The organism is Vibrio sp. THAF190c (assembly GCF_009363355.1).
Lineage (GTDB): Bacteria > Pseudomonadota > Gammaproteobacteria > Enterobacterales > Vibrionaceae > Vibrio > Vibrio fortis_A.
In genome coordinates, this window is the sequence record NZ_CP045338.1 from 2,287,148 (window position 1) to 2,301,388 (window position 14,241).

Below are 14,241 nucleotides of genomic sequence, written 5' to 3' on the forward strand. Positions count from 1 at the left end.
TGTCATTAATTAAAAATAGTTAAACACAACACTCCGAGAAAATTATGAACCCTGTTGTTATATCAGTTTGCATCATGCTAGTTCTAGCCTTGATGCGTGTTAACGTTGTCGTTGCTCTCACGTTCAGTGCGATCATCGGTGGCGTTGTGTCGGGCATGACTCTTAACGATGCCGTTGCTGCTTTTGAAAGTGGCTTAGGTGGCGGCGCGACTATCGCTCTAAGCTACGCAATGTTAGGTACATTTGCTGTTGCTATCTCACGTTCAGGTATTACTGACCTGCTTGCTCAAAGCGTTATCAAGCGCATTCACGGCAAAGAGAACAGCACAGCTTCGACTGGTTTGAAATACGGCATTCTTGCATCACTTATTCTTGTGACAATGTCTTCTCAAAACGTTATCCCTGTGCATATCGCCTTCATCCCAATTTTGATTCCACCTCTACTAGGCGTGTTTGCAAAAATGAACCTCGATCGTCGTTTGATCGCGTGTGTTCTGACTTTCGGTCTGATCACACCTTATATGGTTCTTCCAATCGGTTTCGGTGGTATCTTCCTAAACAACATCCTGCTAAAGAACCTTCATGACAACGGCCTAGAAAATGTTGTTGCGAGCCAAGTTCCTGTCGCGATGCTACTACCAGCAGCAGGTATGATCTTTGGTCTACTGACTGCAGTGTTCTTTACTTACCGCAAACCTCGTCAATACAAAGAAACTGAACTTACAACGGTTTCTACAGAGACTAAGCAGATCAACAAGAAACACATCATTGTTGCAGCAGTGGGTATTGTAGCAGCACTGACTGTACAGCTTTCTACTGGCTCTATGATCATTGGTGCTTTGGCTGGTTTCATGGTGTTTACGTTTGGTGGCGTGATTGCATGGAAAGAGACACAAGATGTGTTCACGAAAGGCGTTCACATGATGGCTATGATCGGCTTCATCATGATCGCAGCAGCAGGTTTTGCAGCGGTAATGAAACAAACTGGTGGCGTTGAGTCTCTGGTTGAAGCGCTATCAACATCGATCGGCGACAACAAGCCGCTTGCTGCACTCCTAATGCTAGTTGTAGGTCTACTGGTAACCATGGGTATTGGCTCTTCGTTCTCTACGATTCCAATTCTTGCAACGATTTACGTTCCACTAGCGGCAGCATTTGGTTTCTCTCCAATGGCGACTATCGCACTTGTGGGTACTGCAGCAGCATTGGGTGACGCAGGTTCACCGGCTTCTGACTCTACGTTGGGTCCAACGTCTGGTCTTAACGCAGATGGTCAACACGAACACGTATGGGAAACGGTAGTACCAACTTTCCTACACTACAACCTTCCACTGATTGCATTCGGTTGGATTGCAGCTATGGTTCTTTAGCCTATAGCTAAGAGCTAAGAGCTAAGAGCTAAGAGCTAAGAGCTAAGAGCTAAGAGCTAAGAGCTAAGAGCTAAGCATATACCTTTCAAAAACCGCCTACATTTAGGCGGTTTTTTATTACCTTTCTCATACCCCTCCCCTTATTACGTACGTGATGCCCTTTCCAAAAGCACTCTGTTTCTATGCACTAGGTGGCATTTTATAACATGCCCTTCTACACTTAAGTGTCTAATAAATAAGCTGTGCAATCCTAGATAAATAATTCGATAAACAGATGGATATGTACGGTAAAGGCTCAAACGTCATAAGGCTAATATATGGATATACTTGCCCAGTCACGCTACCTGATCATTGATGACAGTAGCGTAATTCAGAGTGCGACCAGAGCGCTTCTTATCAAGCTTGGTGTACCTAACAACAACGTTATCAGTGCGTCCAATGCTCAAAATGCTATTGAGGCGTGTCGAGCACACAGATTTGATATTCTATTGGTCGACCACGACCTTGGTGCTGGCAGTAATGGCCTGCAGCTATTGGAGTACTTACAACAAAAAGAGCTGATCAAACCACAAACTCTGGTTTTCATTGTGACTGGTAATGACAGTCAAGATATCTTCTTTGGTTACGCAAACTTCGAACCAGATGGGTATTTAATTAAACCGATACGTGCAGACGATATCATCAAACGTGTCACGTCAGGACTCTCCAGACAACACTATTTTTCCACACTCGAGCAAACGTACGTTAAAAGTGGTCTCAATGCCGTGAAGCCTCTCTTCGCCAAAGCACCGGATCCTTCAGCTTTGAAAGATGCCATTGTCTATATGGCGAAAGTCCTTATCAAAAACCAAAAACTCGACGAAGCGCAAGCCATGCTCAACGGCTTGTTACAGCTACATGATTACCTCCCAGCAAAGACAAAGCTCGTTGAAATCCTGATAGCTAAGCAACAATATCATGACGCACTGACTCAACTCGATGCTTTGATAACGGCCAACCCGCGCAGTCTCAAATTGCAGCAGCTTAAAGTAAAAGTGTGCTTAAACACCAATAAGCTCGAGATGGCTGACAGCATGATTGATCATGTGTTATCAGTGAATAGCAGCAATATCGAACTCACTAATACCATGGTGTGGCTACAACTGCTCAACCGCGACTTTGATAAGGCTACTCAACATTTAAAGTCTTTAGCGCAGCTTCTACCTCACTCGATCTGGGATACATCAGGAAAACGAGCTCTGATCTTATGGTTTGACTCTTCAAAACTGACAGAGAAGGAGCTGCAATTGTGGCGACCGGAAGCGGCATGGCAGAGACTTTCTCATGCAGAGAAGAGCTATGCACTCAGCAAACCACTGCTCAAGTTGTGTCGCACCATACAGCTTATCCAACTCAATCAACCAGATTCGGCACTGCAACATATCGAAAACACATCCACCAATGAGTTTTCTGAACACGATATCGAGGCATTTTTCTTACTGGCGGTTTGTTATCAAGCATTAGGCGCACATGACAAGGTTGAACAACTCAAATGTCATTTAGACAACTTACTTCAATCAGACAGCAGTAGTTTGGCGCATTTACAACAAATGGCATTACAACAAGCAGACAACTTTGCTCTACCACCACTTGTTAAAGCTGTGCCAGCCGCAGCTAACTGTTAGTTCCTCTACAAATAAACCGCTAATGACAGGATGTCTTTATGCATGACGATTGTGTTCAAAACCTAGTTAAACGCTTCTTACTGCCCTTTATCTGGCTATGTTTAGTGGCGCAGCCGCTCTATGTCCATGCCGAGGATCAAGTTCAAGCACAGTCAAACCACGCATTGAGTTCAAGCACTATTAGCTCATCGAACAAGCCTGTTCTCAGAGTTGGTCTCCCCTCTTACGACATGGTGCCATATAGCTATCAACATGAGACTCCTAGCGGTAGCAGCGTTACCGAAGGGTTATTGATCACCATGCTAGATCAAACGTCGATTAAGGCTGGCTTTGAATATGAGCTCACTCTCTATCCTACTTTCAGTGCAGTACTAGACGCCTTTAGGCAAGGTGAACTCGATTTGTTAGTTGGGGTTTCAGCGACCAAAGAGCGACAAGACTATATGGCGTTCAGTGAACCTATGTTTTCAATTCGTAGAGCGGTAATCACCCAACAACATAGCATTAACCAACTGAGCGATCTCGCGACAGCCAACCTTGCGCTTGAAGAAGGCTTTGCATTGAATGACTTGCTCCCTAGTTTGCTACCCGACAGTCGGATAACTAAATTAACAAGTACTCAAGATGCATTCCTCGCCATCAAAGAAAACCAAGTTGATGCTTATATCGGTGATGCACTCGCTCTATCAGCACTATTGAGAGAGCAGCCCCAAGAGTCGCTGATGCTTTCATTATTGCCCGATTTACCCGCGGACCATCTCCACTTTGCTGTGAAGAAAGGCAAACATCGGCTATTGAGTCGAATTAATTTCGCCTTAGAAGACATCAAGCAAGATTCACTTACTTCCATATACAATCAATGGCTTGCGCCTTCTCAACACTCAATGCTTTTAAATTACGGGACGCTCAACCTTACGTTAGAAGAGCAAGAGTGGTTAGAAAGAAACCCGACAATTCCTGTTGGCGTTCACGGACATTGGTACCCTTATGACTTCATCAATGATCAGAAGCAACACGATGGCCTATCTGCTGATGTACTTAAGCTGATTGGTAACGTCCTGGGCGTCTCATTTGAGACTAAGACCTACCTCACTACTGAAGCGGCAGAAGTTGCATTTAATCGTGGTGAAACCATGTTATTGACCAACATGACGCCAACCTCAGAAAAGGCGAGATACATGGACTTTACTCAGGCCTATAGTTACGAGCCTTGGGTAATACTAAGCCGAGCGGATCGCTTTGGTAGCTTCACACCAAGCCGTTCAGAGAATATCGGAATCATTGAGAATAGTGGTGGAGCAGCCGTACTCCCCTCGCTCTGCCTAGCCTGTCAGGGACAAACCTATATCAATCATGTCAGTGCTTTCCAAGCGTTACAAAAAGAAGAAATTGAATATGTGTTAGCTTCTTTGCATCATGCCGCCCCCCTTCTTCATCAAGACTACTTAGGGCAGTTTAAAATCACAGGAACCATTACCGAACAAAACAATGCTCAGTTGGCAATGGCCGTTAACTTCCGCCATCCCATGCTACTCAGCATCCTTAACAAAACGATTAGCGCTCTGCCTCCAAAGGAGCTCGAGCGTCTGGAAAGCAAATGGTTAACGTATGAATATCAAGAAGGTTTATCGCCTCGCGAAGTCGCTAAATGGTCAGCCATCATCGGCTTAACCATAGGTTTGATCATCTTAGCGATCGTCTTTTGGAACCGAAAGATGGCGGCTGAAATCAAGCAAAGAAAGATTGCAGAAGAACGCGCTAGAGCTGCCGAAACCCACTTACAAACCTTGGCCGATAACATTGATGGTGTGGTGTTAAAGCATACTCAGGTCGATATAAACCAGCCTTTAAGCGTTCAATTTAGCTTCGTCAGTGCCGGAGTGAATGACATGTTTGGTCTCACAGCACAAACAGTTCAAGACACGCCACAGAGGCTATTTCAACTGTTTTCTGCTCAAGGAATACGCGAGCTAGAGAGCATTATTGTCCAGGCCTTGCCCACGGGGCATTGGGAGAGTGAGCAACAAGTGAAGCTCCCCTCTGGCGAAACTAAGTGGGTTAAGTTCAGCAGCCAAGTATCCCATAGCTCGGATACAGCCAGCTCCAAATCGTCCGTACCAAATGATGTGGAAGCGCCGAACAAGAATCGACGTAACCAGCAAAGCGCCATGCAGTGGAATACGGTGATTACCGATATCACCCTCCTCAAGAAACAACAACAAGCATTGGATAACGCGCGGCAGAAAGCGGAAAGTGCAACCGCAGCGAAATCCCAATTCCTCGCCACCATCAGCCATGAAGTTCGTACGCCAATTAGCGGTATCTTAGGTCTATTAGAGCTAATGCAGGAGCATCAATTGAATGAAGAGCTACAGAGCTTACATGGAGGATTGACTCAATCCGCTCGCAACCTTCTGCACATCGTCAATGATGTGCTCGACTATTCGAAGATTGAAGCTGGAAAACTGGAGCTCAACCCAACCGACATTGAGTTGGGGAAAGTTTTAGCACGCATTGTTCAACCACAATCCATTCACGCTCAGCAGAAAGGATTAGCGTTCCACTATTGGCAAGATCCTGCACTCGCACAATGGCTCTATGCTGATGACATAAGGCTGCATCAAATTCTGAATAACTTCCTCAATAATGCGATTAAATTCACCGAACACGGCAAAATCTCACTCCATGTTAATGTTATTGAAAGCACTCAACATCAACAAAAGATCAGCTTAACTGTATCAGATACTGGTATTGGCATTCCCAAGGATAAACAAGATGCCCTTTTCCAACCATTCGAGCAGGTTGATAAAACCACCAGCCGTCGATTCGGGGGGACTGGTCTTGGGCTTTCTATCGCCACCAAGTTAATCGAGCAGATGGAGGGAATACTGACATTAGATAGCGATGAGGAGAAAGGGAGTGATTTCACCGTCACAATATCTCTACCCATCAGTAGTACATCAGATGATGAAGCAAGATACCCATTGGCACTGCCCGCTTTTCTCGATGAGCAACTACAAAATCCAAGCCTGATCGCCAACTCCTCTTCCGAGGTTTATATTGTCGGCTTCTTCTTGCAGCAAGAAGAGTTGTGTCGTTATCTCAAACATCTTGATTTAAAGCCGAAAGTTCTGCACATCAACCAGAAAGACCTACTCCAAGAATCGGTAGTTCAGAACAAGCCAAAACACATCTTCGTCGCTATGTCAGTCTGGCAACAACTTGCTATTACCGATGCATGGATAAAGGAACATGCCGAGACAACAAGCTTTACCATCATAAATCAAAGTCCAATGCTCTCTCCAGAGCCACTCGGCAGTTCATGGTGCCTATCTGTCAATCCACTTTTACCTGATAATCTAGTACACGTACTCACCAAACCTGTTAGCCACGACTGCATGCCATTGCAAACAACTAACGAGGCGACTTCACGCTTCATGCAAGAGAGTCGTGAACAAGCAGAGAGAAATGGGCGATTAATATTGGTCGCAGAGGATCACCCAATCAACCAACAAGTTATCGCCAAACAGCTAGCAAACATCGGAGTGCATGCCGATATCGTAGACAACGGCTTGCTTGCCTTGAACGCACTTAAAGAGAAGCGTTATGGGCTGCTTTTAACCGACTGTCACATGCCAGAAATGGACGGCTATACTCTCTCAGCCAGCATTCGCCAACTGGAAGCCCAATCTGATGAAATGCATCGTGAGCTACTCAAACAAATGCCGGGACTTGAGCTAAATGAACTAGAAGTTTCGACGTTATACAGCTTGGGAGAGAGCTTTATTGCGCACCGCGTAAACCGCACTGGCGCCGATGATTCTCATCAGCTCAACACATTGACTGACTATCGACTCCCTATCGTCGCACTGACTGCCAATGCCGTTCAGGGGGAGGATGAGAACTGCTACGCACATGGCATGGACGACTTCTTAGTCAAACCTGTCTCTATCAAACAGATGATACTGACTTTAGAGAAATGGCTGCCTTCACTTAATGATATTTCAAACGAGGAGTCGAAAGAGCAAAAAACAGCGTCTTCATCACAAGGTGCCGATGACTTTTCTGCATTGTTTCAAGGTATCGAGGATAGTTTCGAGTCCTCAGAACCACAAATAGATGGAGAAAGTGTAGTCGCTGACAACACAGGTGACATCACTACCGACGTAATAGACTTCAAGGCATTGAATGAACTATTTGGAGATGCCGATGTGGCAATGTCACTGCTCGAAGAGTTTGAAACTAGCTTTATTGATGATTGGCGGACGATCACTCAATTGTGGGAAGAGCAGAGATTTAAGTCTCTTAAAACAACCGCTCATCGAGTGAAAGGTGCGGCTAAAATGGTCGCTTGTGACGCTCTCGCAACGCCACTTGCTGACATTGAATCGCTCGCAAGTGAACTGGCTTTGCAAGCGTTAGAGGTATCTTCTGCAGAAACGCAAATGCTACTTTATCTGCAGGAAGTTGAAGCCGTTGCTACGCAATTCCAACAAGAGCTGAATCAGATACGTCATACCCTCTCAAGGGAGCCACAATCAAAGGCTTACTCATATGAGTAAACCTTTATCGAGCTAATAAACACGTTCGCCAAGCACTTTGTATTGGATTGCGCTATGCTGCAAACTCTAACAAAACTAAGCGGGTGTGTTCTTTAGGATGATTTCTCTAATCGACTTAAGCGTCGCTTCAGTAGAAAGGTAGTCCAACTCAACCTCTGTGAAAATGCCATCAACTTCAAGCATTAATGTTGGGTACGAGTAAACCCCCATCGCCTCTTTGAAACTCAGCTGGTCGTCTAACTCGCCTTCCAAAAGCTTACCAGACAGATCATTTTCAAATTGCTGCACATTCATTCCAAGCTCTTTGGCTAACTGGAGATGAGTTTCAACACTATGTGGCAACATCGCGCGCAGATAATAAGCATGTTGAATCGCTTCTAACATCTCTTCATAGTGGTCCTGGAATCCAGCAGCAATGACGGCACGGCAAGCAGGGTAAGTACTGCGTACTGGTTTGCACTCAGTCCAAAATTCGTGGTTAAACTCAGTACCAAGTTTTGCTTCAATCTGCTTCCAAATCGCTTGCAGCTTTTGCTTCATCTCATCTGACATAGGCTCATCAGAATCAGGAGCAAGGCCACCAACCACGTAGTTAAACTCGATGCTTGCAGGCAACTGCTGTTTAAGAAGTTTTAATGTTGGCTTGTATCCCCAACACCAACTGCACATTGGATCGTGGACATAGTGAAGTTTTACATTCATTGCATTTCCCTTATACCAATAAAAAAGGAGCCCAACGGCCCCTTTTCTCATTGAGTGTCGCTAAAAAGCTCAGCTCTTATGCTTCGTCGCCAGCAACTTTCGCTGCAGCTTCTTTAATAAGAGGCTGAAGTTCGCCTTTTTGGAACATCTCAAGAATGATGTCACAGCCACCGATCAGCTCACCTTCAACCCAAAGTTGTGGGAATGTTGGCCACTGTGCGTAAGCTGGTAGCTCAGCACGAATGTCAGGGTTTTGCAGGATGTCTACGTAAGCAAACTTTTCACCACATGCCATTAGCGCTTGAGATGCTTGAGAAGAAAAACCACAGCTTGGTAGTTTAGGAGAACCTTTCATGTAAAGTAGAATGGCATTTTCTTCAATTTGCTGTTTGATTTTATCGATAGTTTCCATTGCTTCCTCGTTAATGGATTACGGCTATATTGCCTTTATTCTACCCCAAACCCCAAGAATAAAAACCATATAAAAAAAATGGTTAAGGAGTTAGAGTAAGATTTCATAGAAAATCACGCAAATGTGCTTTTAATAAAGTAAAAACTTGCTAAACTATATCGCAAGTCAGCAAATTGACCGTAGCCTGCAAAAAGTAAGCTATGAATAATAAATAACACTGGAAGCAATCGAAAGAGGTAACTCTTTCATATCAATGGAGAATTGAGCAATGGCATTTGAACTACCAGCTCTACCTTACGCGAAAGACGCACTAGAACCACACATCTCTGCAGAGACTCTAGATTTCCACCACGGTAAGCACCACAACACTTACGTTGTTAAGCTAAACGGTCTTATCCCTGGTACTGAGTTCGAAGGCAAAACACTAGAAGAGATCATCAAGACTTCTACTGGTGGCGTATTCAACAACGCAGCTCAAATCTGGAACCACACTTTCTACTGGCACTGTCTAGCTCCTAAAGCTGGCGGCGAACCAACAGGTGCAGTTGCAGACGCAATCAACGCTTCATTTGGCTCTTTCGAAGAGTTCAAAGCAAAATTCACTGATTCAGCAATCAACAACTTCGGTTCTTCTTGGACTTGGCTTGTTAAGAACGCTGACGGTTCTCTAGAGATCGTTAACACGTCTAACGCAGCGACTCCTCTAACAGAAGAAGGTGTTACTCCACTTCTAACTGTTGACCTATGGGAACACGCTTACTACATCGATTTCCGTAACGTACGTCCAGACTACATGAACGCTTTCTGGGCTCTAGTTAACTGGGAATTCGTTGCAGCGAACCTAGCTAAATAATTAGCACTTAGCTGATTCTGATAAAAGCTCACGCATGCGTGGGCTTTTTTGTTTTTGACACTTCCTCTCTCCTCCTGATTAAAATAAAACCAATCAATTACTTAATCGATTTAAACACTAAAGTTTGAACCAAGCTTGCCGTTATAGGTGTATCCAAAGAGAGGCACCATGCAAGTAAACACACTCGACAATAACGTCATTATTAACGAACTCAAGTTCGGGACTGGAATCAACCAAGCGGTTGAACAAGGTCGCCGTGCCGATTTCGCGTTGCTGCTGTCTATGTTTTCCGATGATGTTCGTGATAACACGCCTCTGGATGTTTTGTCAGTAGAAGAGACAACAGAAAGTAAATTGCGCCAACAATTTGGTGTCGCAGAGCCGCAGCCTTTACGCTCGAACCAATCTTCATATGAGATCTCAGCAAAACAGTCGCAAGGCTTTCATCAAGCCGGACTCCCTAGCGCCAAGCTGAATCATTACCTAACCCCAGAAGCGTTGGCTTTCATGCCCGAAGGAACACATGACTTCCCTGAAGAGGTTTACCACAACCTTTCTACACATGAGCGCCGCAAACTTGCCAAGCAACCACCAGCCGAACTGCCACATGCAACTTTGTACAACGAGCTAACCACCGCTCAGCGTCAATTCCATATTCAGGCACAGGTTTAACCCTACAATCCATAAATAAGCGTGATATATTTCACACCAGTACCCCCAAAGTGTGAGCTGACACTAAGTTCATATAAAGTTCTGTATTTTCGCCGCTTACTTTGAACTAATTCACATCGATCGTACATTTTTTAACCCATCCTTACCTAACCACTACTACTCATTTAGGTCTAGGAATGGAAATTAAAAGCTCTATCATATTGGTGACATCTGCAGGGTCACAACTCGGCGGAACCATCGCAAACCACTTTGTGAATCTGGGTGCGACCGTGATTCTTTGCGATATTGACAGAGCTAGCCTAGATGATACCTACCAGCTTTGTTCTCGCTATTCGACGTCGGTTTACAGCTACCCGATAGAGCGCTATGACAGTCAAACCATTCTCAAGGTTTTTGACTTCATTCAGCTCACGTTTGGCACAACTCCCGACGTACTGGTCAATAACTGGGTCAGTACCCCTATGCCAACGCTCACCGGTACACAGCCCGTTAGTTGCTTTATAGATAATCTGTCAGCGATGGCCTCAACCCTTTTCTCGTTCGGACAAGCAAGTGTCGATAGACTACGTCAAGCCAACAAACAAGGGGTGATTGTTAATGTAATATCCCACGATGACTTTAAAGACATGTCAGGCTTAGAAAGTGCTAATTCAATGATCACCGGCTTCACCCATAGTTGGGCCAAAGAACTGACCCCTTTCAACATTCGTGTTGGCGGTGTGATTCCAGCTATCCATAATGCCGATGGCAAACTCAATAAATGTCACTGGGCTCAGCTTCAAGATGAACTGACCCGAACCGCGGAATACATCATATCCAACGACTACTTTAGCGGACGAGTAGTCGCGGCCGAGGTTTAATCTTCTCTCCAGTCGGTATTGGCATAATCAAAGATCAAAAAAAGCCCCAGTCTCTCGACTGGGGCTTTGTTCTTTTCCCGATTGTAGATTAACGTGCTAGCGAAAATCTATCTCAAAACTGAATCTAATTAAGCGTCAGCTTTTTCTTTTTTAGCTTTTGGCGCTTTAGCTTCTGCTGGTTTTTGGTCAGCTTTCTTAAGGATTACAGTAGTACCTTCGAAAGTTTCACCTTCAACGTAAGCTTGGCCGTGGTAAGACGCTAGTAGTACGTCTTTAAGCTCAGTGATTAGTGGGTAACGTGGGTTCGCACCAGTACATTGGTCATCGAACGCTTCTACCGCTAGCTCATCAAGCTTAGCTACGAAGTCAGCTTCAGAAACACCCGCTTCTTTGATTGACTTAGGAATGTCTAGGTCGCCTTTCAGCTCGTCTAGCCATGCTAGTAAACGTTCAATCTTCTGAGCAGTACGGTCACCAGCTTGGCTTAGGCCTAGGTGGTCAGCAACTTCAGCGTAACGACGACGTGCTTGTGGACGGTCGTACTGAGAGAATGCAGTCTGCTTAGTTGGGTTATCGTTCGCGTTGTAACGTACCACGTTAGAGATTAGTAGTGCGTTCGCCAGACCGTGTGGTAGGTGGAACTCAGCACCAATCTTGTGCGCCATAGAGTGACAAACACCTAGGAATGCGTTCGCGAATGCTACACCAGCGATAGTTGCTGCGTTGTGTACTTTCTCACGAGCGATTGGGTCATTTGCACCGTTCGCGTAGCTTGATGGTAGGTACTCTTTTAGCATCTTAAGTGCTTGTAGAGCTTGACCATCAGAGTATTCGTTAGCAAGAACAGATACGTAAGCTTCTAGAGCGTGAGTTACTGCATCGTAACCGCCGAATGCTGTTAGAGACTTAGGCATGTTCATTACTAGGTTAGCATCAACGATAGCCATGTTTGGCGTGATTTCGTAGTCAGCTAGTGGGTACTTAGCACCAGTCTTGTCGTCAGTAACAACCGCGAATGGAGTAACTTCTGAACCAGTACCTGAAGTTGTAGTGATACATACAAGCTCAGCTTTCTTACCCATTTTAGGGAACTTGTAGATACGTTTACGGATATCCATAAAGCGCATTGCTAGTTCTTCGAAGTGAGTTTCTGGGTGCTCGTACATAACCCACATGATCTTCGCAGCATCCATCGGTGAACCACCACCTAGAGCTAGGATTACGTCAGGTTGGAAGCTCTTCATTGCTTCTGCACCTTTCTCAACAACAGATAGTGTTGGATCCGCTTCTACGTCGAAGAATGTTTGAACTTCGATGCCTTGCTCTTTAAGCAGTTTAACTACTTCATCAGCGTAACCGTTGTTGAATAGGAAACGGTCAGTTACTAGGAATGCGCGTTTCTTACCTTCTAGGTCGCTCATTGCGATTGGAAGGCTACCACGACGGAAGTAGATAGACTTAGGTAGTTTGTGCCACAACATGTTTTCAGCTCGCTTAGCTACAGTTTTCTTGTTGATAAGGTGCTTAGGACCTACGTTCTCAGAGATAGAGTTACCACCCCAAGAACCACAACCAAGAGTTAGAGACGGTGCTACGTTAAAGTTGTAAAGGTCACCGATACCACCGTGAGTAGTTGGGATGTTTACAAGGATACGTGCAGTCTTCATCTTGTCACCGAAGTAACGGATGCGGTCTGCGTTAACGTCTTGGTTAGTGTAAAGACCAGATGTGTGACCGATACCACCGATTTCAACCATAGTTACCGCTTGAGCAACTGCGTCTTCGAAGTTGTCAGCACGGAATAGACCTAGAGTTGGAGATAGTTTCTCGTGAGCGAATTCGTCATCGTAAGAAACTTTACCTAGACCTTCACCAACAAGCACTTTAGTGTCTGCAGGAACTTTAACACCAGCCATTTCAGCGATTGCTGGAGCAGGTTGGCCTACGATTTTCGCGTTTAGGTTACCGTCGATTAGAAGTACTTTACGTACTTTGTCAGCGTCAGCTTTAGATAGAACGTGAGCTTTGTGAGAAGCGAAACGCTCTTTTACTTCGTCGTATACTTCACTAACTACGATAGCTGCTTGCTCAGAAGCACATACCACGCCGTTATCGAAAGTCTTAGACATAAGGATAGAAGCTACAGCACGTTTGATGTCAGCTGTTTCATCGATAACTACAGGAACGTTACCTGCACCTACACCGATTGCTGGCTTACCAGAAGAGTATGCTGCTTTAACCATGCCTGGACCACCAGTTGCAAGGATAAGTGCGATACCGTCGTGCTTCATAAGAGCGTTAGAAAGCTCTACAGATGGTTGGTCGATCCAACCGATGATGTCTTTTGGAGCACCTGCTGCTACTGCTGCGTCTAGTACAAGTTTCGCTGCATCGTTTGTAGAGTTCTTCGCACGTGGGTGTGGAGAGAAGATGATGCCGTTACGAGTTTTAAGTGAGATAAGAGACTTAAAGATCGCAGTAGAAGTTGGGTTAGTTGTTGGTACGATACCACAGATGATACCTACAGGTTCTGCGATAGTCATTGTACCTAGGTTGTCATCTTCTTCTAAGATGCCACAAGTTTTTTCGTCTTTGTATTTGTTGTAGATGAATTCTGACGCGAAGTGGTTTTTGATTACCTTATCTTCAACAATACCCATTCCAGATTCTGCTACCGCTTGTTGAGCTAGCGGGATACGAGCATGGTTAGCTGCAAGAGAAGCTGCGCGGAAGATTGCATCTACTTTTTCTTGTGAGAAAGTTGCGAACTCTTCTTGTGCTGCTTTAACGCGTGCTACTAGAGCATCTAGTTCAGCTAAGTTAGTTACAGGCATGGTGGATCTCCTAAAATAATAAATATTAAAAACTTTTTATTAATTTCACTGTGTCATCACTCGGTTGCCAACAGCGTTCTTAGTAAATTGCTTTCGGAACTGAGTATATTATTTCAGTGTGTGAAAAAAATTGACCCAGATCAGTTACCCAAAAGGAATTAACCAATAAGTGGTAAGGCAATCGCAAAAACATCCATAAACCCATGATTTATTTAGACTAAAATCACAATTTGCATTCGTACAAAAAACAGGCAAACGGATAATTTTTTTCTAATTAATGTCATATTCTGTAAAAAAGTTTCATTTTTAATC

At 44.7% G+C, this 14,241-nt stretch carries 9 protein-coding genes; 6 read left to right on the forward strand and 3 right to left on the reverse strand.

Annotated elements, in window-relative coordinates; genetic code table 11:
- Window positions 1-44: 44 nt before the first annotated feature.
- The 3 genes from FIV04_RS10145 (at window position 45) to FIV04_RS10155 (ending at window position 7,596) form a co-directional block, all read left to right on the forward strand.
- Window positions 45-1,370, forward strand: coding sequence for a Na+/H+ antiporter family protein (locus tag FIV04_RS10145; protein ID WP_032551986.1), 1,326 nt, complete (start codon window positions 45-47; stop codon window positions 1,368-1,370).
- Between the two features lie 317 nt (window positions 1,371-1,687).
- Entirely contained in the window at window positions 1,688-3,034 is a 1,347-nt protein-coding gene (locus FIV04_RS10150) for a response regulator (protein WP_152469057.1), read from the forward strand.
- A gap of 38 nt (window positions 3,035-3,072) precedes the next feature.
- Window positions 3,073-7,596 (forward strand): transporter substrate-binding domain-containing protein, encoded by a 4,524-nt coding sequence (locus tag FIV04_RS10155; RefSeq protein ID WP_152469058.1) that lies wholly within the window; start codon window positions 3,073-3,075, stop codon window positions 7,594-7,596.
- Window positions 7,597-7,671: 75 nt separating this feature from the next.
- Here the strand turns inward: FIV04_RS10155 and FIV04_RS10160 are convergent, their stop codons facing one another.
- Both FIV04_RS10160 and FIV04_RS10165 read right to left on the reverse strand, forming a co-directional pair.
- The gene (locus FIV04_RS10160) at window positions 7,672-8,298 is read right to left on the reverse strand and encodes a DsbA family protein (RefSeq protein WP_152469059.1); all 627 of its coding nucleotides are present in this window, start codon (window positions 8,296-8,298) and stop codon (window positions 7,672-7,674) included.
- Window positions 8,299-8,374: 76 nt separating this feature from the next.
- On the reverse strand, window positions 8,375-8,710 hold the full coding sequence (locus FIV04_RS10165) for a Grx4 family monothiol glutaredoxin (protein WP_032551983.1): 336 nt from the start codon (window positions 8,708-8,710) through the stop codon (window positions 8,375-8,377).
- A gap of 268 nt (window positions 8,711-8,978) precedes the next feature.
- Here FIV04_RS10165 and sodB point away from each other — a divergent pair, with 268 nt between their 5' ends.
- The 3 genes from sodB to FIV04_RS10180 all read left to right on the forward strand — a co-directional run bounded on the left by sodB (window position 8,979) and on the right by FIV04_RS10180 (window position 11,095).
- Window positions 8,979-9,563 (forward strand): superoxide dismutase [Fe], encoded by a 585-nt coding sequence (sodB, locus tag FIV04_RS10170; RefSeq protein WP_032551982.1) that lies wholly within the window; start codon window positions 8,979-8,981, stop codon window positions 9,561-9,563.
- Between the two features lie 168 nt (window positions 9,564-9,731).
- On the forward strand, window positions 9,732-10,235 hold the full coding sequence (locus tag FIV04_RS10175) for a VC2046/SO_2500 family protein (RefSeq protein ID WP_152469060.1): 504 nt from the start codon (window positions 9,732-9,734) through the stop codon (window positions 10,233-10,235).
- Window positions 10,236-10,411: 176 nt separating this feature from the next.
- Complete coding sequence (locus tag FIV04_RS10180) at window positions 10,412-11,095, forward strand: SDR family oxidoreductase (protein WP_152469061.1); 684 nt, start codon at window positions 10,412-10,414, stop codon at window positions 11,093-11,095.
- Between the two features lie 128 nt (window positions 11,096-11,223).
- On the opposite strand, the gene adhE is transcribed toward FIV04_RS10180, so the two are convergent.
- The gene (gene adhE / locus FIV04_RS10185; protein WP_032551979.1) at window positions 11,224-13,929 is read right to left on the reverse strand and encodes a bifunctional acetaldehyde-CoA/alcohol dehydrogenase; all 2,706 of its coding nucleotides are present in this window, start codon (window positions 13,927-13,929) and stop codon (window positions 11,224-11,226) included.
- Window positions 13,930-14,241 lie beyond the last annotated feature (312 nt).